The sequence below is a fragment of the Micromonospora violae genome, assembly GCF_004217135.1.
Taxonomy (GTDB): domain Bacteria; phylum Actinomycetota; class Actinomycetes; order Mycobacteriales; family Micromonosporaceae; genus Micromonospora; species Micromonospora violae.
This window is the reverse complement of record NZ_SHKK01000001.1, coordinates 3,244,059-3,269,692: the sequence shown is the minus strand read 5'-3', so window position 1 is coordinate 3,269,692 and position 25,634 is coordinate 3,244,059. Positions and strand designations below refer to the sequence as shown.

24 protein-coding genes and 1 pseudogene are annotated in these 25,634 nt (G+C 67.5%); 12 read left to right on the top strand and 13 right to left on the bottom strand.

Features of this window, described 5'->3' with window-relative positions; all coding sequences use genetic code 11:
* Positions 1 to 26: 26 nt before the first annotated feature.
* Entirely contained in the window at positions 27 to 1,013 is a 987-nt protein-coding gene (locus EV382_RS14530) for an acyl-CoA dehydrogenase family protein (protein WP_244236689.1), read from the bottom strand.
* Between the two features lie 119 nt (positions 1,014 to 1,132).
* Here EV382_RS14530 and EV382_RS14525 point away from each other — a divergent pair, with 119 nt between their 5' ends.
* Entirely contained in the window at positions 1,133 to 1,912 is a 780-nt protein-coding gene (locus EV382_RS14525; protein ID WP_130402306.1) for a sulfite exporter TauE/SafE family protein, read from the top strand.
* A 161-nt stretch (positions 1,913 to 2,073) separates the two neighbouring features.
* Here EV382_RS14525 and EV382_RS14520 read toward each other — a convergent pair whose 3' ends face one another.
* The 9 genes from EV382_RS14520 to EV382_RS14480 form a co-directional block, all read right to left on the bottom strand.
* Positions 2,074 to 3,135 (bottom strand): LLM class flavin-dependent oxidoreductase, encoded by a 1,062-nt coding sequence (locus EV382_RS14520; RefSeq protein ID WP_130402304.1) that lies wholly within the window; start codon positions 3,133 to 3,135, stop codon positions 2,074 to 2,076.
* A complete protein-coding gene (locus EV382_RS14515; protein ID WP_165435794.1) occupies positions 3,132 to 3,704 on the bottom strand; it encodes an NAD(P)H-dependent oxidoreductase in 573 nt (190 codons plus the stop codon). Before EV382_RS14515 ends, EV382_RS14520 begins: the two co-directional genes overlap by 4 nt.
* On the bottom strand, positions 3,701 to 4,765 hold the full coding sequence (locus EV382_RS14510; RefSeq protein WP_130402300.1) for an aldo/keto reductase: 1,065 nt from the start codon (positions 4,763 to 4,765) through the stop codon (positions 3,701 to 3,703). Before EV382_RS14510 ends, EV382_RS14515 begins: the two co-directional genes overlap by 4 nt.
* Before the next feature lie 19 nt (positions 4,766 to 4,784).
* Positions 4,785 to 6,122: an LLM class flavin-dependent oxidoreductase gene (locus EV382_RS14505; protein ID WP_130402298.1), complete on the bottom strand. Its 1,338-nt coding sequence runs from the start codon at positions 6,120 to 6,122 to the stop codon at positions 4,785 to 4,787.
* Positions 6,119 to 6,856: an ABC transporter ATP-binding protein gene (locus tag EV382_RS14500; protein WP_130402296.1), complete on the bottom strand. Its 738-nt coding sequence runs from the start codon at positions 6,854 to 6,856 to the stop codon at positions 6,119 to 6,121. Before EV382_RS14500 ends, EV382_RS14505 begins: the two co-directional genes overlap by 4 nt.
* On the bottom strand, positions 6,832 to 7,473 hold the full coding sequence (locus EV382_RS14495; protein ID WP_244236687.1) for an ABC transporter permease: 642 nt from the start codon (positions 7,471 to 7,473) through the stop codon (positions 6,832 to 6,834). Before EV382_RS14495 ends, EV382_RS14500 begins: the two co-directional genes overlap by 25 nt.
* 191 nt (positions 7,474 to 7,664) lie before the next feature.
* Positions 7,665 to 8,729: an ABC transporter substrate-binding protein gene (locus EV382_RS14490; RefSeq protein ID WP_130402292.1), complete on the bottom strand. Its 1,065-nt coding sequence runs from the start codon at positions 8,727 to 8,729 to the stop codon at positions 7,665 to 7,667.
* On the bottom strand, positions 8,730 to 9,242 hold the full coding sequence (locus EV382_RS14485) for a flavin reductase family protein (RefSeq protein WP_130402290.1): 513 nt from the start codon (positions 9,240 to 9,242) through the stop codon (positions 8,730 to 8,732).
* A gap of 357 nt (positions 9,243 to 9,599) precedes the next feature.
* Positions 9,600 to 9,923 carry a hypothetical protein gene (locus EV382_RS14480; RefSeq protein WP_130402288.1) on the bottom strand — a complete coding sequence of 108 codons (324 nt, stop codon included), beginning with the start codon at positions 9,921 to 9,923 and terminating at the stop codon, positions 9,600 to 9,602.
* Positions 9,924 to 10,027: 104 nt separating this feature from the next.
* On the opposite strand from EV382_RS14480, the gene EV382_RS14475 reads away from it, so the two are divergent.
* The 3 genes from EV382_RS14475 (at position 10,028) to EV382_RS14465 (ending at position 11,736) form a co-directional block, all read left to right on the top strand.
* Entirely contained in the window at positions 10,028 to 10,462 is a 435-nt protein-coding gene (locus EV382_RS14475; RefSeq protein WP_130402286.1) for an RrF2 family transcriptional regulator, read from the top strand.
* A gap of 11 nt (positions 10,463 to 10,473) precedes the next feature.
* Positions 10,474 to 11,427 (top strand): sulfite exporter TauE/SafE family protein, encoded by a 954-nt coding sequence (locus EV382_RS14470; protein WP_130408813.1) that lies wholly within the window; start codon positions 10,474 to 10,476, stop codon positions 11,425 to 11,427.
* 99 nt (positions 11,428 to 11,526) lie between these two features.
* A complete protein-coding gene (locus EV382_RS14465) occupies positions 11,527 to 11,736 on the top strand; it encodes a hypothetical protein (protein ID WP_130402284.1) in 210 nt (69 codons plus the stop codon).
* 279 nt (positions 11,737 to 12,015) lie between these two features.
* Here the strand turns inward: EV382_RS14465 and EV382_RS14455 are convergent, their stop codons facing one another.
* The gene (locus tag EV382_RS14455; protein WP_130402282.1) at positions 12,016 to 12,936 is read right to left on the bottom strand and encodes an NmrA family NAD(P)-binding protein; all 921 of its coding nucleotides are present in this window, start codon (positions 12,934 to 12,936) and stop codon (positions 12,016 to 12,018) included.
* Between the two features lie 105 nt (positions 12,937 to 13,041).
* Here EV382_RS14455 and EV382_RS14450 point away from each other — a divergent pair, with 105 nt between their 5' ends.
* The gene (locus EV382_RS14450) at positions 13,042 to 13,608 is read left to right on the top strand and encodes a TetR/AcrR family transcriptional regulator (protein ID WP_130402280.1); all 567 of its coding nucleotides are present in this window, start codon (positions 13,042 to 13,044) and stop codon (positions 13,606 to 13,608) included.
* Positions 13,609 to 13,739: 131 nt separating this feature from the next.
* Here the strand turns inward: EV382_RS14450 and EV382_RS33970 are convergent.
* Positions 13,740 to 13,985: pseudogene (locus EV382_RS33970) on the bottom strand (aldo/keto reductase); the annotation flags it as partial.
* Positions 13,986 to 14,020: 35 nt separating this feature from the next.
* Here EV382_RS33970 and EV382_RS14440 point away from each other — a divergent pair.
* A complete protein-coding gene (locus tag EV382_RS14440) occupies positions 14,021 to 14,986 on the top strand; it encodes a hypothetical protein (protein ID WP_130402278.1) in 966 nt (321 codons plus the stop codon).
* Between the two features lie 380 nt (positions 14,987 to 15,366).
* Here the strand turns inward: EV382_RS14440 and EV382_RS14435 are convergent, their stop codons facing one another.
* On the bottom strand, positions 15,367 to 16,884 hold the full coding sequence (locus EV382_RS14435) for a recombinase family protein (RefSeq protein ID WP_279636474.1): 1,518 nt from the start codon (positions 16,882 to 16,884) through the stop codon (positions 15,367 to 15,369).
* 778 nt (positions 16,885 to 17,662) lie between these two features.
* On the opposite strand from EV382_RS14435, the gene EV382_RS14430 reads away from it, so the two are divergent.
* The 6 genes from EV382_RS14430 (at position 17,663) to EV382_RS33130 (ending at position 25,429) form a co-directional block, all read left to right on the top strand.
* On the top strand, positions 17,663 to 18,127 hold the full coding sequence (locus EV382_RS14430; RefSeq protein WP_244236577.1) for a winged helix-turn-helix domain-containing protein: 465 nt from the start codon (positions 17,663 to 17,665) through the stop codon (positions 18,125 to 18,127).
* On the top strand, positions 18,106 to 18,714 hold the full coding sequence (locus tag EV382_RS14425) for a transposase (protein ID WP_130400751.1): 609 nt from the start codon (positions 18,106 to 18,108) through the stop codon (positions 18,712 to 18,714). The genes EV382_RS14430 and EV382_RS14425 overlap by 22 nt, the downstream gene beginning before the upstream one ends.
* A 35-nt stretch (positions 18,715 to 18,749) precedes the next feature.
* Positions 18,750 to 20,909 carry a tellurite resistance TerB family protein gene (locus EV382_RS14420; RefSeq protein WP_279636535.1) on the top strand — a complete coding sequence of 720 codons (2,160 nt, stop codon included), beginning with the start codon at positions 18,750 to 18,752 and terminating at the stop codon, positions 20,907 to 20,909.
* Positions 20,906 to 22,348 carry an ATP-binding protein gene (locus tag EV382_RS14415; RefSeq protein ID WP_130402272.1) on the top strand — a complete coding sequence of 481 codons (1,443 nt, stop codon included), beginning with the start codon at positions 20,906 to 20,908 and terminating at the stop codon, positions 22,346 to 22,348. Before EV382_RS14420 ends, EV382_RS14415 begins: the two co-directional genes overlap by 4 nt.
* Before the next feature lie 82 nt (positions 22,349 to 22,430).
* Positions 22,431 to 24,350 carry a DEAD/DEAH box helicase gene (locus EV382_RS14410; protein WP_208758416.1) on the top strand — a complete coding sequence of 640 codons (1,920 nt, stop codon included), beginning with the start codon at positions 22,431 to 22,433 and terminating at the stop codon, positions 24,348 to 24,350.
* Positions 24,347 to 25,429 carry a 3'-5' exonuclease gene (locus EV382_RS33130; protein ID WP_208758415.1) on the top strand — a complete coding sequence of 361 codons (1,083 nt, stop codon included), beginning with the start codon at positions 24,347 to 24,349 and terminating at the stop codon, positions 25,427 to 25,429. Before EV382_RS14410 ends, EV382_RS33130 begins: the two co-directional genes overlap by 4 nt.
* The last annotated feature ends 205 nt before the right edge of the window (positions 25,430 to 25,634 follow it).

Here is a 25,634-nt window from a genome sequence, read left to right as displayed (position 1 = left end):
GTGGAACTCGACGTCGGTCGGGAGGCCTAGAGCTGACCGTGGTTAGGGGGAAGGACGTCACCGATCTCGTATGCGCCGAGGTGGTGGTATTTCCAGTCGACCGGGTCGTGGACGCTGTGGGTGCGGGCGTTGCGCCAGTGCCGGTGCAGGTTCCAGCGCTCGTCGGTGGCGCTGGTGCCGCAGAGAGCGAACAACTCACTGCCTGCCTCTACGGCGACCTCACTGGCGAAGGCCTTCGCCGCGGCGACAGCCAACGACCCGGTCGCTGCGGCTGTCGCGTCAGGCGGAACGAGCCCGACCTGTTCCAGGAGCTGGGCCGCATCGGCGAGCAACGTTTCCGCGGCCCGTACCCTGACCGAGAGTCGGCCGTACCGGTGCAGGACGTGCGGGTCACCGGCCACCGACTCCACGCCCGCCCGGATCGCCTCGCTGCTCGGACGAGCCCGCTCGCGCAGGTAGGCGCGAGTGTCGTCCACCGTGCCGCGAGCGATGCCCGTCTCGATCGCGGTGTGTACCAGTTGAGCTCGCGCGCCGAGTTGCTGCGGCACCGAATATGCCGTCGCGTAATCCAGGACCAGCTCGGGGTCCACCACGACAGCCTCCAGAGTGGTGGTGCCGCTGATCGTGGCGCGCTGCCCCATCGCGCTCCAGTCCGTGTCGACGGCGGAGCCAGCCGCGTCTCGGGGCACGAGTGCCAGCCGCAGGCGGTCCTCGTCGTCGAGTGCACTGACCGCGACCCAGGCGGCCGTCAGCGCACCTGTGCAGTAGTACTTGCGACCGTTGAGTCGCAGCTCGCCGTTGCCGCCCATGCGCAACCGGGTGGTGAGGTCCTGGGCGTGCCGTCCGCCGCGTTCGGCCAAGGCGCTACCGATGCGCCGTCCGGCGAGCGCGTCGGCGAACACACGCGTGCGGATCGCGGGGCCGCCCCACACCGCGAGGATGTCGACGACCAGGAAGTGGCCCTGCGGAATCTGTGCGATTGCCGGATCGACGCTCGCCAGGACCCGGATCACTTCGGCCAGGGTGCGGGGGCCGAACCCCGACCCTCAGGCTGGTGCCGGTGCTCGTCGTTGCCGGTGGCAGCATCGCCGCCGGGATCACCGCAGGCGCGGTCAGGAGCTGAGCGATCTTGGTGACCTGGCAAATTGGGGCTCTCGGATTCGCCGCAGGCCTGCTCATTTCTCTGATTACCTCCCCGGTCGGAGTGTCCGGCGCTGTGTTTCTGCTTCCGGTGCAGCTCAGCCTCCTGCATGTCCCGAGCCCGGCTGTGACCCCCACCAACCTGCTGTTCAACATCGTCGCCGGGCCCGGAGCGCTCCTGCGCTACCGCCGAGCTGGCGGGCTGGCCGGCCCACTGACCCGGCTCTTACTCGCCGGCACCCTGCCCGGCGTCGTCATCGGCGCCTGCGTCCGCGTCTTCGCCATTCCCGGCCCACGCGCCTTTCGACTCGTCGTCGCCGCGGTTCTGTTACCCCTCGGCATCTGGCTGATTGCCCGCGCCGCACGCCCAGGGATTCCAGATCGGCAACCGCTCACCCGCCGCACCACCCTCGGCCTTGGCGCAGTGGTCGGCACCATCGGCGGCATCTACGGCATCGGCGGCGGCTCCCTGCTCGGCCCCATCCTCGCCGGTCGAGGCACCCCGATGACAACCATTGCCCCTGCCGCGTTGGCCTGCACGTTCCTCACCTCGATCGTCGGTGCCGCCACCTACGGCCTGCTCGCGCTCGGAACCGACGGCGACATCGCACCGCATTGGGCCCTCGGCCTGCTCTGCGGTGCCGGCGGCCTCGTCGGCGGCTATCTCGGTGCCCGCCTGCAACCACGGCTGCCCGAACGCGCGCTTCGGCTGCTGCTCGGCAGCCTCGCCGCAGCCCTCGCGGTTCTCTACCTCAGCCAGGGCATCCGCTGACAGGCCCTCCGACTAGTTGAGCCGGTGGCTGATCCTTGACCAAGCCTGGCCGGGCTACGCCGGACACACCGACAGTAACGGTGCCGCCACCACCAACATCAAAGCCGAGGCGGTTGTCGCGGCTGCCGGGCCTGCGCTGCCAGACGAAACCTCCCACCGCCTCAGGTGCGCAGCAGTGGCAGCAGTTGGTCGCCCTGACGCCTGATTTCGGGAAGGTAGGGCGTGTCGGAGAGCACGAAGTGGGTGACGCCCAGCCGCTGGTATTTGCGTAGCGAGTTCGCCACGTCCTCAGCGGAGCCGACCAGCCAGGTGGTGCCCGCTCCGCCGCCACCGAATGTGCCGGGGGTGGTGTAGAGGTTGTCGTCGAGGACCTCTCCGCGTGCGGCGAGGTCGAGCAGCCGGCGCTGACCGACGGCGGTCTGCCAGTTCCGGTCGCGTGCGACACCTTTGCCCTTGGCCATGTCGGCGACTTTGGCTTCGGCATCGACCCAGGCCTGTTCGGTGGTTTCTCGCACCAGGGTGGTGACTCGTAGCCCGAACTCCAGCGGGGCGTGCTCGCGTCCCAGTTTCTCGCTGAGCTGCTTGAGTCGTTCGATCCGATCGGCCACGCCGTCGAGTGGCTCGCCCCAGAACAGCTGGACGTCGGCCTCGGTGGCGGCCACCTCTTCGGCGGCGGGGGAGGCGCCGCCGAAGTAGAGCCGGGGGTGTCTGCGTTCGCCGCGGACGACCGGTCGGAGCGCCAGGGTGGAGCCGGTAACAGCGAAGTGCTCGCCCTGGTAGGTGACGTTCTCCTCGGTCCACAGCTTACGGACGATCTGGAGGAACTCTCTGGTGCGGGCGTAGCGGTGGGCCGGGTTGGCCTCGCCGTCGCCGTAGGCCGCCAGGTCGTCCTTGCCCGAGACGATGTTGATCAGCGTTCGACCCTCGCTGAGGTGGTCGAGCGTCGCGGCGGCGGAGGCGAAGTTGGCGGGCCGCCAGTAGCCGGGCCGGATTGCTATCAGCGGCTGGAACGTGGTCGTCCGGGCGGCGAGCGCGGTGGCGACCGTGAAGGTGTCGGGCCGTCCCCAGCCGGTCCCGAGGAGCGCGCCGCCCCACCCGTGCTCCTCGAGAGCCCGGGCGTGGTTGGTGAGGGTGTCCAGGCTGTTGTGGTTATCGATCACATCGTCGCCGCGGTGGCCGGGCTGGACCTGGTTCGGGATGTACCAGAGGAACTCGGGACTCATCGGTGGCGGCCTTCCAGGTAGTCCATGCCGGCCCGGGGTGCGTCGATCGCGGCGCTGTGCTGGTCGGCCCACTGCGCCGCGATTTTGTGCGCGTCCGCCAGCTGCGACTCGACCACGGCCAACGGTGGTGCCGGGACACGTGTGCCCAGTTCGACGAGCACGTCGCGCAGGGCCGACGCGGCTGCGTCGGCGTGCGCCGGCGAGGCGGCCACGGCTATTGGCACCGCTACCACCTCGGCCAGCTCCCGGTGCCCGAACTGGTCCAGGAACACCTTCAACAGCCCGGTGTAGCTGCCCTTGTACGCAGGCGTCGCGACGATCAGCAGCCGCGCCGACCGCACCGCCGCGAACGGATCAGGGTCGGCCCTCGCCCCGTACGCCGGCTCCGGGCCGAACGACACTCCGACGATCTCGGCCAGTTCCAGCACCTGGATGGCGCTCGGCGGTCTGCCCAACCGATCCAGTAGTGCCTCGGCGACCGCCTCGGCGACGCCCCGGGTACGCGACCCGGCGCGAGGGTTGCCGACCAGCACCACGACGTCCGGGGTCGGCGAGGGCCCACCGCTCACGAGGCCACCCCGATCCGCCGCGCCGATGACCCGCCGCCACGGCGGTACGCCGGATCGGCCAGCCACGGCGGCTGGTAGCCGGCGTCGGCGGGGTTCAGCGTGGTGCCGGGCGGGACGATGGCGTCGATGCGGGCGAGCACGTCCTCTGACAGCGTCACCTTGGCGGCGCCGAGCTGCGACTCCAGGTGCGCCAGAGTGCGCGGCCCGATGATCGCCGACGTGACGGCCGGGTGCTCCAGGACGAAAGCGATCGCCAGGTGGATGAGCGACAGCCCGGCCTCGTCGGCGAGCGCGGCCAGTTCGTCGACGGCGGTCAGCTTGGCCGCGTTGGCTGGCAGGGTCGGATCGAACCGGGCCGGGAGCCGGTCGGCGCGCCCGGAGATCGGCGCCGTGAGCCCGCCGTGGTAGCGACCGGACAGCCACCCGCCGGCCAGTGGGCTCCACGGGATCACCGCCAGCCCGTACCGCTGGGCCACCGGTAGCACCTCGCGCTCGATCCCGCGGGCCAGGATCGAGTACGGCGGCTGCTCGCTGACCACCCGCTCCCTGCCGCGCCGCTGCGCGATCCACTGCCCCTCCACGATCGCCGACGGGTCGAACGTGGACGTGCCGATATAGCGGATCGTGCCCTGCCGCACCAGGTCGGAGAGCGCGCCCAAGGTCTCGTCGAAGTCGGTGTCCGGCTCCGGCCGGTGGGCCTGGTACAGGTCGATCCAGTCGGTGCCCAGCCGGCGCAGGCTGTCCTCCACCGCCCGGACGATCCAACGACGCGAATTGCCGCGGTGCTGCGGGTTGTCGCCGACCTGGCCGTGGAACTTGGTGGCCAGGAAGACGTCGTCGCGCCGCCCACCCGCGAGGGCCTTCCCGACGATCTCCTCCGACTCGCCGCCGGAGTAGACGTCCGCGGTGTCGATGGCGTTGATGCCCTCGTCGAGGGCCCGGTGGATGATCCGGATGCCGTCCTCGTGGTCCGGGTTGCCCCGTTGCCCGAAGTTCATGGCGCCCAGGGTCAGGGAGCTGATGCGTACGCCGGTGTGCCCGAAGGGCCGGTAGTTGACCACTGTTGTCCTTCCCTACGGATTAGCGGTTCGCGGCGGCGAGCTGCCGGGTGAACTGGTTGGCCGGGCGGGGGAGCCCGTAGTGCTCGCGCAGGGTGGTCCCGGTGTACTCGGTGCGGAACAGCCCGCGGCGTTGCAGGATCGGTACGACGTGGTCGACGAACGTCTCCAGCCCGGACGGCAGCACCGGGGGCATGATGTTGAAACCGTCCGCGGCGCCGCCGCGGTACCACTCCTCGATGGCGTCGGCGACCTGCTCCGGCGTACCGGCGAAGGTGCGGTGCCCGCGCCCGCCGCCGAGTCGGCCGATCAGTTGGCGGACGGTCAGCCGTTCCCGCCGGGCCAGGGTGACGATCAGCGTGTACCGGCTCTTCGCACCCTCGATCTCGTCCTCGCTCGGCAGGTCCGCGGGCAGTTCCTTGTCCAGGTCGAGGTCTTCCGGGGCGACCCGCAGCGTCGTGGCGAGCTGCTGCCGGGCGTACTCGGGTTTGATCAACCGGTCCAGCTCCTCCTCTAGCGCGCGGGCCTCGGCCTCGGTGGCGCCAATCGCCGGCACGATGCCGGGCAGGATCTTGATGATGGCGGGGTCGCGGCCGACCTGCGTGGCACGCCGCTTGAGGTCGCGGTAGAACGCCTGCGCCTCGGCGAGGGTCTGCTGGGCGGTGAAGACGGCCTCCGCGTACCGGGCGGCGAGGTCCTTGCCGTCTTCGGATGACCCGGCCTGCACCAGCAGCGGGTAGCCCTGCGGGGAGCGGGGGACGTTGAGCGGGCCGGCCACCCGGAAGTGCCGTCCGGAGTGCTCCGGCGGGTAGAGCAGGTCGTCGTCGCCCCACCGCCCGCCGTCCTTGTCTCCGAGCGGTGCCGCGTCGTCCCAACTGTCCCAGAGCTTCAGGGACACCTCGATGAACTCGGCCGCCCGCTCGTACCGGTCCCGGTGGGCTGGCAGGTCGTCCAGGTTGAAGTTCCGGGCCGCCTTCTCACCGGCCGTGGTGACGATGTTCCAGCCCGCCCGACCGCCGCTGACGTGGTCCAACGACGCGAACCGGCGGGCCAGGTTGAACGGCTCGTTGTACGTCGTCGACGCCGTCGCGATCAGCCCGATGTGGTTCGTCGCGCCAGCCAGGGCGGCGAGCAGCACGGTCGGCTCCAGGGTGCCCCCCGGCCGCCGGCCGATGCTGTTCCACAGCACCGGGCTGTCGGCGAGGAACAGCGAGTCGAGCTTGCCGCGTTCGGCGATGCGGGCAAGACGCTTGAAGTGTTCGACGTCGGTCTGCGCGAACGGGTCGCTGTCGGGCAGGCGCCAGGCGGCCTCGTGGTGGCCGACGCCCATGAGAAACGCGTTGAGGTGCAGCATGGTCATCCTTCCGTCTCGTCGACGCCGAGCGCCCGCAGCAGGGTTTCGCGGTACGCGAGGAACTGCGGCTGCCGGTACGACCGCGGCGCTGGTAGGTCGATTGCGAGGTCGACGGCGATCCGGCCGCTGTCCAGCAGCAGCACGCGGTCGGCCAGCGTGATGGCCTCGTCGACGTCGTGCGTGACGAGCAGCACCGTGGGCCGGTGCCGGGCATGCAGCACGCGCAGCAGGGCGTGCATGCGCAGCCGGGTCAGCGCGTCCAGCGCGCCGAACGGCTCGTCGGCGAGCAGCAGTTCCGGCTCGGACACCAGCGCCCGGGCCAGCGCGACCCGCTGCTGTTCACCACCGGACAACTCATTGGGCCAGGCCCGCTCGCGTCCGGCCAAACCGACCTCGGCGAGGGCGGCGCGGCCGCGCTCGATGGCGTCCGGTCCGCGCAGGCCGAGAACGACGTTGTCCAGGACGCGCTGCCACGGCAGGAGCCGGGCATCCTGAAAGACGACCGAGGAGTTCTCCGGTACGTCAACCAGGCCCGAGCCCGTGACGTCGCCGTCGAGGCCGGCGAGAGCACGCAGCAGGGTGCTCTTGCCCGAGCCGCTGCGTCCCAGCAGCGCGACGAACTCGCCCGTGCCGATCTCCAGGTCGAATCCGTCGAGAACCACCCGATCCCCGAAGCCGCGCGCCAAGCTGTGAACGCGTACGGCGCGGGATGTGGTCAGTCCGCCAGCGTGCGTCGCCACGACAGTGCCCTCCTCTGTGCGAGCCGGACGGCGCCGTCAGACAGCAGCCCGAGCAGCCCGTACAGCACGAGCCCGACGATGATCACGTCGGTCTGGCCGTACTCCCGGGCCAGCTCCATCATGTAGCCGATGCCGCTGGTCGAGTTGATCTGCTCGACGACGACCAGGGACAGCCACGCCCCGACGACCGCGAACCGCATGCCGAGCAGAAAGCCGGGCAGCGCGCCGGGCAGCACGATCCGGCGGATGAACGCCGCCCTCCGTAGTCGCAGCGACTCGCCCAGTTCGACGTACCGGCTGTCGATGGTGCGCAGGCCGTTGTGGGTGTGGATGTAGACGGGGACGAACACGCCCAGCGTGATGGTGATGACCTTCATCTGTTCGCCGATGCCGAACCAGAGGACGAGCAGCGGTAGCAGCGCGAGCGCGGGGATGGCCCGCTTGATCTGGATAGGGCCATCGAGGATGGCCTCGCCCCACCGACTCAGACCAGCGACCAACGCCAATACCGTGCCGAGGACGGTGCCGATGGCGAGCCCCAGGCCGGCCCGTCGAGCTGAGATGGCCAGGTTGTCCTGTAGTCGGCCGTCGGCGATGAGATCGCCCGCCGTGCTCACCACGGTCCAGGGAGCCGACAGGGTACGAGGGTCAATCCAGCCGGCCGCCGAGCCCACGGCCCACACCGTCAAGAGTAGGAAGGGACCGATCGCCGCCCCGAACGGGATGGGGCGGCCGGGCCTCAGGCGACGCCTCGGCCGGCCGGCAGGGATGGCCGCCGTGGGCCGGTAACGGGTGACCGTCGAGGCGGTCATCGGGATCCCACCGCGACGAGAGCGTCCGCGGCGACGGATTCGTACCGCCGGTCATACAGGTCCTCGGCCTTGAGGGGCTTGTTCCCGGTCTCCTTCGCCAGCAGGTCGATGGTCTCCTGGTGCCGGGCGATGGCCTCGGTCCAACTCGCCGGTATGTCGGCCACCCCGCCGTTCTCCACCAGCCACCTGCCGTCGTCGGCGGTCAGGCCCTGATCCTTGACGTAGTAGCGCTCGATCCACTCGTCCGGGTTGGCCTCCCGCCACCGCCAGGCCCGCGCCCACGCCTGCACGTACTCACGGATCGCGGCCGCCTTCGCCGGATCGGCCAGGACGGTGACCGGCACGTACAGGTGTCCGGGGTCGTCCCGCAAGCTGTGTGCGATGGTGGTGGCGCCGTCGCGGCCGTACTTCGTCTCGTAGCGTTTGATCTGCACGCCGCCGATCGGGGCGACGTCGACCTGGCGGCTGGCGAGCGCGGTCGCATACACGTCGCCGGTGCTCGGCAGCTCGACCAGCCGGACGTCGTTCTTGGTCAGTCCGGCCTGCTTCAGGACGCGGAGTACCAGAGCGCCCTGTGCCTGACCCGGGCTGTACGCGACCTTTTTGCCGCGAATGTCCGCGAGGGTGGCGACCGAGACGCCCGGCGCGATGCCAAGCCGGTAGATGGCGTGGTTCAGCGGATCCTGGCGGTACTTCGATGCGACGATTTTGGTGGGGATGTTCGTCCACTGCGAGTGGATGGGCGGGATGTCGGCGACAGCCCCGACATCCAGGGCGTCGGCCCGGAACGCCTCCAGTGTCTGCGGACCACCGCTGATGTTGGCCCACTCCACATCGAAGGTGAACTTCTCGGCCTCGCCGGAGAACTCGATCGCCTTCTGATGCTCCTTGTCGCCCACGACGAGCTTGGTGCCCTTCGGTATCGACTCCGGCAGCGGCGCGCCCGCGGCCAGCGCCGCCCGAGGTGCGTCGTCCCCGGCGCATGCGGTCGCGCCCAGCGTGACCGCGCCCAGCGTGGCGGTCAGGAACGCCCGTCGGTCCAGGATGATTGGCGACTTCACCTACGGCTCCTTCGTGGTTGGGTTCAGGGCGGCGTACTCGCCCATGTGGTACAGCAGGGGTGCGCCCTCGCCGTGGCTCCCGGTCAGCGGCTCGGCCAGCACGATCACGTGATCGCCGGCGAGAACCCGCTGGGTAACCCGGCACAGCAGCCAGGCGACCGGCTCGTGCAGCAGCGGCACGCCATACGGGCCGTACTGCCAGCCGGAGTGCGCGGCGAACCGGTCGATGCCGCTGGTCGCGAAGGTCCGTGCGACGTCCTGCTGGTCCTCACCGAGCAGGTGCACCGCGACGTGTTCCGCGCCCTCGATGGTCGGCCAACTCGACGATGACCGGGCCAGGCAGAACGACACCAACGGCGGACGTAGCGACACCGACGTGAACGAGGTTGCGGTGAACCCCACCGGAGGCTCGCCAGCGGTGGTGATCACCGCAACCGACGCGGCCTGGCGGCGCAGCAGGGCTCGGAACATGGTCGGTTCGACCGGTGCGGGCGGTTTGTCGATGACAGTCATGACGGTCCTCCTGATCGAGAACGACGTGCAGCGGCACCCGGGCAGGGGTCGGCGCAGCGCGCGTCGAGCGGCCAAGGATCGGGACGCGGAGAAGGCTGCCGATCGTCGTCGAGTCGGCGAAGCCACATTGGGGAGGGGCCAGAAATTGGGCGCTCAGCGGCAGCAGCCGCACGAGGCGGTCCAGCCGCGGCAACATCCGCGTGACACCGCGAGCGCGGTGCCATCGAGCGGGGTCTGGTGGCTGGCCATGCGATCGACAGTATCCCAGTAATCCTACCTGTCAAGTAGGAGTTCTACCCGCTGAGACAAGCCAAATACTTCGATGCGTTCAAGCCGATGCCCCACCGTCTGATGTAGTCAGCGCAGACAGTGCTGCGCGGCGTCGCTCTCGGTCAGCCTGCGGTGAGTGCCGGTCAGTCCCCGCGTGCCGAGCACGTCAGCGAAGGGCATGCTTCTGTCTGGTTTTACGAGGGTGCCGCGGCGTACCCCGACGTCGGTGTGGCGGATCAGATAGTTGCTGGTCAGGATTCCGAGCAAGTCCACCAGGCCCTGGTCGAAGCGCGGGTCGATCGCGCTGAACCCGCCGAGGTTAGATGCCCCCGGCGCCCGACGCGCCGTCCTGAGCCTCGGCCGGTTGTGCTGAGTGTCGGGACGGATGGGGGTTGTCGCCGACAACGCCAACTCGTATTCTCGACCAAACCAGTAGGAAATATGGGACAGGTGCGATCACGTGGATCGTCGGGTCCGGTGGTCCGACCTCGGGCCGTGCGGAGGGGAGCCTTGCGATGCACATCTCGGCGCGTGCCGACTACGCCGTGCGGGCGATGGTTACCGCTGCCAGCTACCCCGACGGGCCTGTCAAGGCCGCGAAGTTGGCTGAGGACCAGGACATTCCCTTGAGTTTCCTGCACGGGATTTTGTTGGACCTGCGTCGTGCGGGTCTGATGTTCAGCCAGCGAGGTGGCGGGGGCGGTTACGCCCTCGCGCGTCCCGCGGGCGAGATCAGCGTTGGTGACATCCTCCGCACGTTGCAGGGCTCGCTGAGCACCGTGCGGGGAATGCCGTCACAACAGGTCGCCTACGAAGGCGTCGCCGCTGGCCTGCCCGAGTTGTGGCGGTCCATTGAGGCGGCGATCGCGGAAGTGGTCGATCGCGCCACCCTGACCGATGTGCTCGTCGGACAACGAAGTCCGGTCGACCTGCCACCACCCCCTTCATGACTGCGGTAGAGATGCGAAAACTGCTCCTCCTCGCACTGGTGGGCCTGGGTGCCCAACTTGTCGATGGAAGTCTCGGCATGGCATATGGCGTCACGTCGACAACGTTGCTGCTGGCCATCGGCACCAACCCGGCGGCGGCCTCAGCGACCGTTCACCTCGCCGAGATCGGCACCACCCTGGTCTCTGGCGCGTCGCATTGGCGGTTCGGAAACGTTAACTGGAACGTCGTCTGGAAGATCGGTATCCCCGGCGCGGTCGGTGCCTTCGCCGGTGCCACCTTCCTGTCGAGCTTGTCGACCGAGACCGCCGCGCCGCTGATGTCAATCATCCTGCTGGCGCTCGGGCTGTACATCCTGATCCGCTTCACCGCGTTGGGCCTGCCCAAGGGCAACCTCGGTAAGCCGCTGCGGAAGCGTTTTCTCGCCCCGCTTGGCGTGGTCGCCGGCTTCGTCGACTCCACCGGCGGCGGCGGCTGGGGCCCGGTCGGCACCCCCGCGATCCTGGCCAGCGGTCGACTCGAACCCCGCAAGACCATTGGCTCGATCGACACCAGCGAGTTCCTCGTCGCCGTCGCGGCGAGCATCGGGTTCATCATTGGTATCGGCTCCGAAGGCGTGAATTTCGCCTGGGTTGCCGCGCTGCTGATCGGTGGCATCATCGCCGCGCCGATCGCCGCCTGGCTGGTCCGGCACATTCCGCCGCGCGTCCTCGGCTCGGCCGTCGGCGGCCTCATCATCCTCACCAACACCCGCACCCTGCTCCGCAGCGATTGGATCGACGCGTCCGACAGCGTCCGCTACACCTTCTACGCCGTCATCTACGTCGTCTGGGCCGCCGCCCTGGCGTACTCCATCCGCCAGTACCGGGCAAACCGCGACGAAGAACGACGGATCATCGCCGAGGCCGAAGCAGCAGCCGAGGCTGGTGACAAGCCAAACGAGAAGAGCACCGCCCCGGCCGTGTGAGCCCAGCGCCTACACCACATCAAGTAGAAGTGATCAGTCCCGCCGAACCCTGGCGGGGCTGATCACTAACCGCGATCATCCTCGACAAGCAGCTCGCTGGTGACCCGGACGATCTCGACAGGTACGTGCAGCAGGTGCCCGGGGGCACTCACCGAGAAGGCGATCTACGACGAAGCCCTGCGGCGTGGTCTCATCGACGCGAAGTTGAAGGCAGAGGTCGTCGAGCTGTACGAGCACCGTAACGCCGTTGTGCACCGGTTCTTTCTGACCGGACTGCGATACACCGACCTGGAGCCACAAGGTCCATAACGTCAGAGATGTCACGTTCCGTGAAGACCTGCATCAAGCCCGGACCGGCACCGGACCCGCCGTCATGGCGACCCTGCGTAACACCGCAATCGGCTGGCAGGCACCTACGGCGACACCAACATAGCCCGCGCCAACCGCCGCTCCGACCGCCGATCACACGACTTCATCGACGCGGTGACCAGCAGTTACACCAACACGCAATGGCCCTGGCAACCCTCACCCAACCCGCATCTTGTTCACGCGGTCTGCGACCCTGCGGGACAGATGCGTCCAGTCCTCTCAGTCGCCCAGATTTTGGCGCGTCCACTCTGCGAAGCTCGTGAGTGGAATACCGAGGGCGCGCGCGTACTCTGGGCGGGCAGGTTGCCCGGCCACGTTCATCTGCTCGTGGGAGATGCCGGCCCATGTCGGCATCCCTGCGGCGACCGCTTCCTCCTCGGTCATGTCCGGCGCGCTCAGCTCGGTGCCCAGAGCGTCGGAGAGGATCTTCGCGATTTCCGTCATCGTCAGGTAGTCGCTCGCCAGCTCCAACTCGACCCGGTCGAACCGATCGGGCTCGGCGATGGCCGCGGCGGCCACCGTGCCGATGTCGTCGACCGCGACGAGGGAGAGTGAGGTCTGGGGCTTCAGGACGGTCGCCAGGCCGCCGGCGACGCCACGGGGGAGCAGGTACGCCACCGAGAGCAGGAAATTGTCCATGAAGAAGCCCGGCTTGATGAGCATCCAGTGCGGGAAGCCCGCATCGCGTACGCGGTCCTGGATGCCGGCCTTGGTGGCGTAGTAGGGCTCCATTGCCGCCCAGCGGCCCTCCGCCCACCCGGCGGTCTGGGTGTGCTGCCCGGCGCCGGACACCGACGTGTGCACGAACTGCGGCACCTCCGCCGCCAGCGCGCTCTCGATCAGGTTGACCGCCTGGGCCAGCTCGCCGTCGAAGTCGATCGTGTTGCCGTTCATCGCGGGCATCTGCACCGAGAAGACAGCTCGTGCTCCCTGCGCGGCCCTGATCAGCGAGTCGCGATCCGCGAGGTCGCCGGTGACCAGCTCGGCGCCGAGCGCCTCGACCGTCCTTGCGCGCTCGGTCGCGGGGTCGCGGACCAGCGCCCGGACGGGAACGCCGGCTGCGAGCAGGGCGCGAGCGGTGGCGCCGCCCTGCCTTCCGGTGGCGCCGGTGACCAGGACGGGTGCGGAATCGGTGGACATGAGGCATCTCCTGTCGCAGGACAACATTAAACGGCGGGGGTCGCCGTTTCTGCTCCCGCTAAGATACGGCGGACCCCGCCACTTAGCAAACTTGGAGGTGACGCCATGCCCAGTCAGCGAGCGGACGCCCGGCGCAACTACACGCGCCTGCTTGCCGTGGCCGAGCAGGAGATCGCCGCGCACGGCGCCGACGCCTCTCTGGAGCAGATCGGCCGCATCGCCGGAGTCGGCTCGGCCACCGTGCGCCGGCATTTCCCCAGCCGCCACGCGCTGCTCGACGCGGTGTTTCACGGACTGATCGAGACCCTGGCCGCCCGCGCCCGCGACCTGTCCGATGCACCCGACGCCCGGGCCGCGCTGTTGGAGTGGCTGACCGCCCTCAACGGGTACGTCGCCACCATGCGAGGGCTGGCGATCGCGTTGACCCGCGACTGCGCGGCCGAACCCACCGAGGCGCACGAGCACTGCGCCTCGGCGCGGCTCACCGAGGCAGGTGAACCACTGGTACGTCGCGCCGCCGAGGACGGTGCGGTGGCCCCGGACGTGACAATCAGTGATCTGCTCGCGCTGATCACCGGCATCGCCCTGGCGACCGAGCACCACCCGGATCCCGCCGCCGACGCGAACCGACTCCTCGGCCTGGTATTAGCGGGAGTGAGCCCTGGGCGATGAGGGGCTCGCTGCCCTCGACACGATTGCCGCGTTGAACAGAGCAATGCCCCCGCCGCCCAGAGTTGACCGACCGCGAATGATCGCGGCGGCCGCATGGGTTTCCCCTGCAGGGCAGCCTGGTTGTAGGCGTAGAACCGGACGCCGAGTCGGCGTAGTTCGGGCAGCAGTTCGATCTGGGCCGCGCGACTGAGGGCGTTGTGCAACCCTTGGTAGACCGTTGGACGGATCCACGAGTGTTCTTGCGCGATCGATGCGTATTCGGCGACGTCGGCCGCACTCACGTTACTGAGGCCCAGTTCACCGAACACGCCTTCGAGGTGCAGTTGCTGAGCTGCGGCCAACGTCGCTTCGATCGGCGTGACGGGGTCGCGGTTAATACCCCCCCGGTTGTGCGTCTTGGTTAGACTGAATCGTGCCCCGCAAAAGAGACGTAGAGAGCCGCTCCAAAACGAACTTCTTCCTCATCGGCGCTACGCTGACCATCGGACTTGTTATCGCGACCGCCTCCTGGATGCTCCGCGATAAAGACGAATGGTGGAGCGCGATGCTCACCAACATTGCCGTGGTGGCTCTTTTGCTTGCCCCAGGTGAGTATCTCCTCGCGCGGCTAAGATCTAGCTTCGCGCGAGTCAAGAAGGCTGTCGATCAGGCGCAGGTAACGGCCGACTTCGCCAAGAAGACGGCCGAGGATGCCGCGCGATCACTCGAAGACGTTCGCCAAACGCTGATAGCCCGGCAGCGCAATGAGCACGAATCAGAGCTAGACATCTACCGCAACATGACGCGGGTCCCCTCCCGCGAGACAATGCTGCACGGCCTGCGGCACGCGACCGAATCCTATGTGATCACCTCGGCCGGTGTGAGATCTCCTGTCTGGGAAACCAGCCTTCACTACCGATACCTAGTTGACAAACCATCCGTGCTAGAAGTGCGCCTGGAAACGGACGACGGTGAGGTGATCTCGTCACACCGCTGGCACGACGGCACGTCAGCAGAGGACTTCTACCAAGAGCTTGTCTTGGCGGTCCGACATGCGGGCAGCGACCTCGGAGTGGGCCTGAATGATCCGACGGAGTCAGTTCAGAGCCTGTCCGAGATGCTGATCGAGGTCACGCAACTCCGATCGCAGGAGCTGCTTGGCCATCGATACAGTCTTCGCCTGATCATCGAGAGAATCGACGGATGGTATTACACCGAAGAACACGTCGTTCCGGCAGACGATCTGCACTACACCATTGGTATCGGCCGGCTCGACGAAGTGGACTGGGAAGAGCATTTACGTCTGAAGGGGTGGCGGGGAGCTGGCACCGCCATTGCGTTCGCGCGGCGAATGTACAAAACATCCGAATTGCCTACGCAAAGTGCGAGTGGCAGCTAACGCCGGCTCCTGCTTTGACCAAAGGTGGTGAGTTTCGTGCGCTCAGCGGTGACGAACGCGAGCGATACGGCCTGCCGTTAACGCCAACCGGCTGGAAGTCGCCAGCGTGCAAGGCCACTCTATTCTTGGCTCGTCGACGTGAGATAGGGCCGCCATAAAAGGCTAGCTCCAAGTTGATGGCTGCATGTTCATCTCGGTCAGTCGACGACGGAGCGATCCGGCTGGCAGGCTTCGAGCCCTTGTGGCTGAACTGCTGTTTATGCTTACGAGCGGTGATAGTGGAACAGGCTTGAGCCAATCCAAGCCGTACCGTAATCTATGAGCATGCGCACCCCAGAATGGTGCACATGTGATGCGTACAAGAGTTCGATTCGGACACATTATTTCCACACGAACTGTGATGGTTGTTCGTGTTTTGCGTGATCCCCGTCCCGTTGGGCGGGGATTTTTGCTGTCGTGGCGAGGAAGCTCCCCGCCGGGGTGAGCGGGTAGGTCGCGGTCTCGGCTTCGATGGTCCACGCGTGGTGGTCACACACAATGATCATGTTGTTGGTGAATAAGTAGGCGGCAAGCCTTTCCGGGTCGGGGCTGCGCAGTGCGGGATGGCGACGGTGTAGCCCGCGGTCGTGTCGGATGCGGTCGAGCAGGTGTTCTTCCCGGATGTAGAGGATCTTCGGTTGGGCGGAGGTCCTGGCGCGGGTGCTCGTGTGTCCATGGCGGCAGCGGTAGCCAGGTCGGCCGTGGACCCAGTGGGAGTCCATGATCCGGCCGCACACGCCGCAGCAGATCACTCCGGCCAACAAGTAGCAGCGGGGGATGCCATCGGCTGGGGTCGGCGCGGTATGGATTGCCTGGACGGCGACGAAGTGTTCTTCGCTGACCAGCGGAGTATGCGCGATCTCGCGGGAGATGACCCAGTCAGTGGAGGCGCTCCACCGTTGAATCTCGTGGTGTCGATCGAAGGGCTCCTCGTCAGGGAGGGCATCGCGGTCGGTGCGTTGACGGTTCCAGACCTGCCGGCCGGTGTAACGGGGGTTGGCCAGGATCGCAGCGACGGTGGTGAGCATCCACTGGCGGCCGGTGCGGTGGGGGTTACGCGCTGGGTCGGCGCCGGACGGGCACGGGACGCCGTTGTCGTTGAGGGCGCGGGCGATGCTGGCCACGCTCCGGCCGGCGAGCCGCTGCTCGAAGATCCACCGGACGTGGGGTGCGGTGGCAGGGTCGGGGTCCAAGCGGTGTAGGCGCCGTCCCCAGGCGGCGTGGGCGCGGTTCGGATGGGGGCCGGCGTCGGCGAGCCGGTAGCCGTAGGGTGGCCGGCCGCCGAGGTGTCGGCCCTGCAACTCTGCCTGAGCGCGCATGGCCGCGGTCGTGCGATGCCGGGCTCGGGACACCTCCCGCTGGGAGTGCACGCCGAGCAGGTCCAGCAACGCCAGCTGCCGCGGGTTGTCGAAGTCCACCGGCCCATAGGTTTCCGGCAGCCACAGCTGAACGCCGTGCCGAACGAGGGTAGGGGTCAACTGTTCAAGCTGTTGGCCGTGGAAGGCGCGTTCGTATTCACCGACGACGATCGCGTCGAATCCGCGTGCCGAGTCCGTCACGGCGTCGAGCAGCCGTGACGCCTGCGGCCGGTCCGACCAGGCCACTCGGCGAGAGATGCCCTCGTCGAAGAACTCGACCACGATCCGACCGTGGTCGGCGATCAGGTCGTCAGCGTAGTCACGCTGCCACCGACACGAGGACGCCCGATCCTGAAAGTCAACGGTGGACATCCGTCCATAGAACGCAAAGCGCAGTCCATCCGCGGACGGGGTGAACCGTTGTGGCCGTAACTTGCGCTGCCCGGCGGCCCAGGCCGAAAGAGTGCTCCGTCCCGGTTCTGCCGCCGCCCTCGTCGCCATAGGACCTCCACGGTCGGTGCGTCTACCCCGTCCTGGTTCCCACATCCAGGGTAAGAGGCATCGGACGACCCGTGCCGACCAATCATCCTTTTGGGTGATATCTATCAGATCTAGCTGACCCGGCTGACCGGCAGCGCCAAGCGGTGCAGCGTGACAACGGAGCTAGCCGTCGGCACGATGCTTGCTGGTTCAGCAACGCGGCACCCGCCGGCGGGCGCCGCCGGGAAGGGCGTTAGCTGCGTCTCGCAGGTGCCACTGTGGTTTCCGCGCTTGGCTGGTGAGCCATGCGTTCGCTGCTCCCCCTGGCGTACCCGGCTTACGCCGTCGGCCGATCATCCCTGATCCAACAGTGCCACTTTCCGACCGAAAGTACGGTCCTCGCCACGAAGGGTCACAACCTAGGCTTTGGTCCGCTCTGTTCGGGGGCGCCGCGACCGGGCGGAAAGGTGCGAGGTCGGGCGGGCCAGGTCAGGCGGTCGACACCAGACCTGCGCGGCGACAAGAGTCGCTGGTCATGGGGGAGTGGGGGTTGTGTGGGCATCTTCGACAGGCTCCGACGTATTGCGGCGCAGGATCAGGGATCCGGCCCGGCCGGTCGTGTGGTGGCGGGTCAGCCTGCGCCTGCGTGGCACCAGCCGGCGACACCTAGACAGGTGGCTCCGCCGGTCCGGACCGCGAGCTACAGAGGTTGAAAGGCTGACGTCCGTCGGCGTGTTGGCGTGACCGATGTCGATGGGTTTGGTAGGCCGGGGGTATGAGGTATCCGGCTGGTGGTGGCATGAACGCGGCAGCCCGGGTCCGGCGTGAGAAGGTCCGGATCCAGGCCGCGGCGATGTTCGAGGAGTCCGTACCGACCGCGCAGATCGCTTCTGAGCTGCGGGTTTCGGAGAAGTCGGTGCGTCTGTGGCGGCGACAGTGGACTGCTGGCGGAACGGAGGCTCTGGCGTCGGCCGGGCCGGGCGGCTCGGACTGCAAACTCTCCGTTGAGCAGCGCAAACAGTTGGCCGAGATGCTCGATGAAGGTCCGATCGTGCACGGCTGGGCCGATGCCCGTTGGACTCTCACCCGGGTGGCCGAGGTGATCGAGCGTCGTTTCGGCGTCTCCTACACGCTGCGCGGGGTGTCCTACCTGCTGCATCGCCTCGGGTACAGCCAGCAGGTTCCCACTCGTCGGGCGATCGAACGCGATCCGGAAGCGATCGCCGGCTGGCATCGTGGGCGGTGGCCGTCGGTAAGAGGTTAGCGGCGGCGCAGGGCGCCTGGATCTGCTTCCAGGACGAGGCAGGGCAGGTCATGCGACCGCCGGTGGCCAAGACGTGGGCCCGGCGCGGGCACACGCCGGTGGTCGAGGTCTCCGGCAAGGGCTCCGGCCGGATCTCGATCGCCGGCCTGGTCTGCCTCAAGCCCGGACAGCGAGGCCGGCTGATGTGGCGAACCCGGCTGCACCGCGGTCGCGCCGGGGAGCGCGGCAGCTTCAGCGAGGACGACTACATCGCCTTCCTCGACCAAGCCCACCAGCGCCTGCACGCGCCGATAGTGCTGATCTGGGACAACCTGAACACCCACGTCAGCCGCCGCATGCACACCCTGATCGCCGCCCGGCCGTGGCTGACCGTGATCCGGCTACCCCCCTACGCCCCGGACCTCAACCCCACCGAAGGCGTCTGGCGCTGGATGAAACGCGGCCTGACCAACACCGCCGCCCGAGGCGTCGACCACCTCGCCCAACTGGTCAAACGCCGACTACGCGCTTGTCAGCAACAAACCGATCTCCTCGCCGGCTTCTTCGCCAGCACCGGCATGACCCTCGAACCCGAACCACCGAGATAGCCCGAACCTCGACCTTTCAACCTCTGTAGCAGACGATCTGGGTTCCGGCCGGACAGCCGACGACCGTCGCCGGATATCCGATTCCGGGAGGTTTGATCTATGTCGGCAGGCATCTGACGGCTCCCAATGGCGGGACCGAGCCTGCGCTCATCGACCCGACGCTTCGGATTGACAGGAATCGGCCCGACTGGGACGGGAAGGGGCTGGACTACTGGCCGTCGTACGGCTCGCTCCCTGCGAACAGTAGGGCTGCCTACCTGACGTGGCTAGCCGATGGGCGTCGCTTCGGCGCCGTGCCCATTGGTTACGTCTTTCTTTTCTTCTATGGCCTTGAGCGGCGCGTTCTGGTCGACATGCCGAACGACCGGGCCCTACGTCGAGAGTTACCGGCGATCGCAGCCGAGGTCCGTCGGCTCCTGGGCATCTATGGTGCCAACGGCTCGTTCCGCTCCTACGCTCGCGAATTTCTCGAGGTTCTCGAGTTGATCGGCGCGGCTGAAACCGGCGCCAGCGAAGGACGACCACCTGAGCTCGTGCCTGACCGGTGGCCCATCCCGATGCAGCTACGGCTTGCGTTAGGTGAGTTAGCCGCCAGCGGCACTCCCGTGCCAGCCGAGTGGGCCCGTGCCTGGGCGTGGTACTTGCCGTCGCTTTACCCACGCACCCCGCAGACCCGGTGCCCTGAAGAGTTCGACCGTCTGTTCGCCAGGCGGTACGCGGAACGGTTCAAGGACGGCTTCCGTATCAGGCCGGGTAAGGCGCGAATCGGGGTGACCTACCGGGCGGCCAGTGCGGGTATCGATAGCGCTAGCGTGCAGCTCGACCTGCCTGACGTCGTCGAACTCGCTGGACCGGCCCGCAAGTTGACCGAGCTCGTCGATGCGGTCACTGACGACCTGGACGCCTACAGCCGATGGCTTGGCCGCAACCCAGATGGTCGTGGGTCGCTCGCCGCAGCCGCCGTGCTGCCTTCCGAGCTGCTTGACCAGCAGGCAGGGCAGGTCGGCGTGCTGCGCGCTTGGTGCGACGCGCGTCTCGCAGACGAGCACCATGTTGTCGTCGATGCGCCGGAACTCGTTGCCTTCTGGCCGACTGCTCAGCCCGAGAAGATGACCAAGGCTGAGGCGGTGTCCCTCGCTCAACTCCTTGGGCGTTTCGGCGTCGGCGTGGAGCCAGACGTCCGGCTCGGCGGATCAGCACTGTCGGCCGGACCTGCCGTTATGTTCCGCGTCTCCGCCGATGCCCCGCATACCGCAACGCCCGCCTACACCGCCGCTGCCACCCTGCTGCACCTGGCGGTCGCGGTCAGCGCTTCGGACGGCACCATCAGCGACCAGGAACAGCAGCACCTGACAGCCCACCTCCAAGCCGCGCTGCATCTGACAGCCCCCGAAAGAACCCGCCTGCAGGCGCACCTACGGTGGCTGGCTGTCACCGGCGTCAAGCTCACCGGGCTGAAGAAACGCCTCGATCTGCTTCGGGCAGACCAGCGTGAGAGCATCGGCGACTTCCTGATCACGGTAGCCGCGGCCGACGGAGTCATCTCGCCGGAAGAGGTCACGAGCCTCACGAAGATCTACAAGCTCCTCGCCCTTGACCCGGACCTCATCTACGGTCGCCTCCATCAACAGGTCGCTGGTCCCGCGGCTTTCGCGGTGAATCAACCCCCAGCCGCAATGCCCGTCGTCGTGCGTGCGGCGGGGCCCGCACCAGCGGGATACACGCTGCCGCCCGCAGCGGCAGCTCGCCGGTCATCTGCCTGGGGCAACGGTCAACGAGTACCAGCAGGGGCTTCCGGCGTTGTTCTCGACGAAGACGTCATCGCCGTGAAGCTGGCCGAGACGGCGGCCGTCTCGGCGCTGCTGTCGACCATCTTCACTGACGACGAACCGCCTTCACCGCAGATGGCCGCGATGTCGGCTGCCCCCAATGGTGGGCCGGCAGCTCAGCCCACCACGCAAGCCCTCATTCCCGGTTTGGATGCCGTGCACAGCGAACTCCTGCGGTCCCTGGCGACGCAGCCGACGTGGACCCGCTCGGCGTATGAGGACCTTGCCGAGCGGCACGGCGTGATGCCGGCTGGAGCGTTGGACCTGCTCAACGAGGTCGCCCTGGATGCTGCGGGGGAACCTGTCGCCGAGGGCGACGATGATATTGGGATCAACAACTATGCGCTTCAGGAGCTACTGCGATGAGCGTTACTACCCCCACCGGCCAGGGCGCCCGTATCAGGCCCCGCGAGCGCGACGCGATCATCCAGTCGTTGCGCGCGGGAGTGGTGCCCCGCGCCGGGCAACAGCACGTCCAGGTCGGTCGGGCCGCGGAGGTGCAGGCTCTTGTTGCCGACACCACCCGCATCGCTGACGGTGGGGCCGGCAGTCGTTTTGTGATCGGGGAGTACGGCTCGGGCAAGACGTTCTTCCTGCACCTGATTCGCTCCATCGCGTTGGAGAAGCGTCTGGTCACCGTTCACGCGGACCTGTCGCCCGACCGTCGGCTGCATGCCACCGGCGGGCAAGCACGCAGCCTGTACGCCGAACTGATGCGCAACATGGCCACTCGCGCCAAGCCCGACGGTGGTGCGCTGGCCAGCGTCGTCGAACGGTTCGTGACCCAGGCGCTGACCGAGGCACGCGACACTGGCCAGAATCCACAGGTGGTCATTCGTGTCCGCCTCGACGCGCTCAGCGAGTTGACGGGCGGCTACGACTTCGCCGATGTCATCGCCAAGTACTGGCAGGGCCACGACACCGGCAACGAGCAACTCAAGATCGACGCCGTCAGGTGGCTGCGCGGCGAGTTCTCCACCCGCACCGACGCCCGCAATGCCCTCGGCGTGCGCACGATCGTCGACGACGCGTCCTTCTACGACCACCTCAAGTTGATGTCCCGGTTCGTCCGCCTGGCCGGCTACGACGGCCTGCTCGTCTGCCTCGACGAGATGGTCAACCTGTACAAGCTGGCCAACTCCCAAGCCCGCAACGCCAACTACGAGCAGATCCTGCGCATCCTCAACGACAGCCTGCAAGGAACCGCGTCGGGCCTCGGGTTCCTCTTCGGCGGAACACCCGATTTCCTGCTCGACACCCGCCGCGGCCTCTATTCCTACGCCGCGCTGCAGTCCCGCCTAGCTGAGAACACCTACGCCACCGCCGGGCTCGTCGACTACTCCGGTCCCGTTCTGCGCCTGGCCAACCTGTCACCTGAGGACTTCTACGTCCTGCTGGCCAAGCTGCGTCACGTCTACGCCGCCGGCGATCCGGCGGCCTACCTCCTGCCCGACGAAGCCTTGCATGCCTACATGAACCACTGCGCTTCCCGCATCGGGGACGCCTACTTCCGCACGCCGCGAAACACCATCAAGGGCTTTCTGGATCTGCTTGCGATCCTCGAACAGAACCCTGGACAAGACTGGAGGTCCCTCATCGGCGCGATTCACATCGCCGCCGAGACGGACCCGGACCTGGAACCTCTCGACGACGCCGGCGACCCAACTAGCCAGACCGCCGAGGAACAACACCAAAAACTGTCCGCTTCCACGGGAGGGCACAACTTCTCTCACACACCAGCCGTAACGGTGACCGCCAGCCAACTGCCTCCCGATGACGACGAACTTGCCTCCTTCCGCCTCTGACCCTCAGCAGCAGGTCACGACAACAGCCGAGCCGCGACGCGCTGCCGGCTCATCGTCGGCATATCACCTACTGCATCCGAAAGTGCAGCGGTGGATTCACGATCAAGGCTGGGACCAGCTGCGGGACGCGCAGGAACGCGCCGCTCGACCGATCCTCGCAGGCGACACCGACGTCATCATCGCTGCCGCGACCGCCAGCGGGAAGACGGAAGCAGCCTGGTTGCCAATCTGCTCAGCCATCGCAGCTCGGCGGGACGCGAGCGACGACGTTGCCGGAGTCTGCGCGCTCTACGTCGGGCCACTCAAGGCGCTGATCAACGACCAGTATGAGCGGCTCGCCCACCTGTGCGAACGGTTCGACGTTCCGGTCCACCGGTGGCATGGCGACGTGGCGGGATCGCGCAAGTCGCGCGTTCTGCGCGAGCCGGACGGCATTCTGCTGATCACGCCCGAATCGCTGGAGTCACTGTTCGTAAACCACGGCGACAAGGTCGCTCGCATCCTCGGCGACATCAGCCACGTCGTCATCGACGAGCTGCACGCGTTCATCGGCACCGAACGCGGCGCTCAACTGCAATCGCTGCTGCATCGGGTGGACCTCGTCCTGCGGCGCAGAATCCCGCGGATCGCCTTGTCCGCCACCCTCGGCGACTTCACCGCAGCGGCAGAGTTCCTGCGCGCGGGCCGCGGCGACGCCGTCACCGTGATCGCATCCGACGATGACGCCCGAGAGATACGACTGCAGCTTCGGGGCTACGTCGCCGCCGCCCCGTCCCCCTCCGGTAGGGCGCCCGCCGCACCTCCATCCGGCACCGCCACCGCTGAGTCGGACGACGAGGATGAATCGTGGGACAAGGCTGGGATCGCCGACCACCTCTTCCGTACCCTGCGGGGAAACGACAACCTCGTCTTCGCCAACTCGCGCAGCGCCGTCGAGCTCTATACCGACATGCTCGACCGGCGGTGCAAGAACAACAACGTCCCCAGCGAGTTCCTCCCGCATCACGGCAATCTCTCCAAAGAGTTCCGTGAGCACGTCGAAGCGCGACTCAAAGACCGCACCACGCCAGTCACCGCGATCTGCACGTCGACCCTGGAAATGGGAATCGACATCGGCTCCGTCGACTCGGTGGCCCAGATCGGAGCACCAGCCAGCGTCGCGGGAATGCGGCAGCGGCTCGGCCGCTCCGGACGCCGAGCCGACCAGCCCGCCGTGCTGCGGATGTACGTCTCGAAGCCCGAACTCACCGACCGGACACCCCCCGCCGACACGCTGCGCAGCCAGCTCGTCCAGAGCGTCGCGATGGTCGACCTGCTGCTCGCCAAGTGGTACGAGCCACCGGACACCGCGAGCATGCACCTGTCGACCCTCACCCAACAGATCCTGTCGGTCATCGCCCAACGCGGCGGTGCACAACCTCAGCAGCTCTACGACGCATTGTCCGGACACGGCCCGTTCGCGCGCGTCGACAAGAGCACCTTCATCGCTCTCCTGCGCTGCTTGGGCAAGCAGGACCTGCTCACCCAAGACTCGCAAGGCCTGCTGCTGCCCGGCGGCGTCGGCGACCGCCTCGTCAACCACTACAGCTTCTATACCGCCTTCACAAGCCCAGAAGAGTTCCGCCTCGTCGCGGACGGCCGCACCATCGGATCGCTGCCTGTCGACAACCCGATCACCCCTGGAATGCTGCTGATCTTCAGCGGCCGACGCTGGAAGATCGTCGCGATCGACACAATGCAGAAATTATCGACCTGGTCAGATCCGGTGGTGGCCGCCCCCCGAGCTTCTCAGGAAGCGGCGGCGAAGTCGCCGACGCCGTCCGACAACGCATGCGCACGATCTACACAACAACCGAGATACCCCGCTACCTCGACCGCCAGGCCCAAACACTCCTCCAAGAAGGACGTGCAGCCTTCAACAGGTACGCGCTGGACAGCCACGCGATCCTCGGCTGGGGCAACGACACCCTCCTGTTCCCCTGGCGAGGGGACAAAATCATGAACACCCTCGCCGTAGCCCTCACACGAGAAGGACTAGAGGTCGGCCACGACGGCGTCGCCCTGACCATCCGAGGCACCGACCCTGCCGGGCTATGGGAAACCATCAGGCACCTCGCCGACGAGACGCCACCCGACCCTCCGGTACTCGCCGCAGCGGTGCCGAACAAGGCGTCAGACAAATACGACCAGTACCTGACGGACGATCTGCTCACCATCGCCTACGCAGCGCGGGCCCTCGACGTACCAGAAGCCTGGCACGCGCTGCGGTCGATGGCCGCAATGCCCCGCCCCGAGCAAGCCTCTGTGCTCGCCACCGAGACCATGAACCACGATCGCAGCAACGCACCGCCCACACCCCGCCCCGCACCTGACCGATCAGCAGCACAGCCTGTTATACGGCCGCTGGCTCAGCTCGGACAGACACCCTTCGCGGTCGTCGACCTGGAAACCACCGGCTTCGCCTCACACCGAGGCGACCGGATCATCGAAGTCGCGGTCGTACGACTGTCTCCCGCTGGACAGATCGAACATCGATGGACCACCCTGATCAACCCCGGCCGAGACCCAGGACCCACCCGCGTACACGGCCTCACCGCCGCCGACCTTGCCCTCGCTCCGCGTTTCAGTGACATCGCCGGCGAACTCGCCAACCAGTTGCGCGGCGCCATCGTCGTTGCGCACAACTCACGCTACGACCTCAGCTTCCTCGACGCCGAGTTCCACCAGCTCGGCTACCCCGCCCCGGCCTGGCCCGCACTCTGCACCCTCAGCATGTCCCACCGGTATGGCGGCGGGGCAACCCGCCGACTCGCAGATCTCTGCATTGCCGAAGACATTCCCTTACAAGCAGCGCACTCCGCGCTCGGCGACGCAACGGCCACCGCACAGCTACTCAAGAAGTACCTGAACCGCGCCCGGCAAGCCGGCGTCACCGCCCTCGCCGAACTCGGCTGCCGTCCACTCGAACTCCCTCTCACTTGGACAGCGCCGACCGGCGACGGCGCTACCCTGGCGCGTCCGTCGACTGGCGTCGCCACGGTACGTGCAAGCCCGGCCTCCGCATCAGTCTTGCCGGCGTAGCCGCCCGCGTTCAGACCGCAACCACCGGCGACTCCCGCGCCGACGCATACCTCGACGTACTCGACCGTGCCCTTGCCGACCATGTCCTCAGTCACGCCGAGGTGGCGGCCCTTATCGAAGTGGCCCGGACATGGGGACTCTCCGGCGACCGAGTACACCTCCTCCACCAGCAATACCTCGCCGCTCTGCGTCGCGAAGTGGCGGC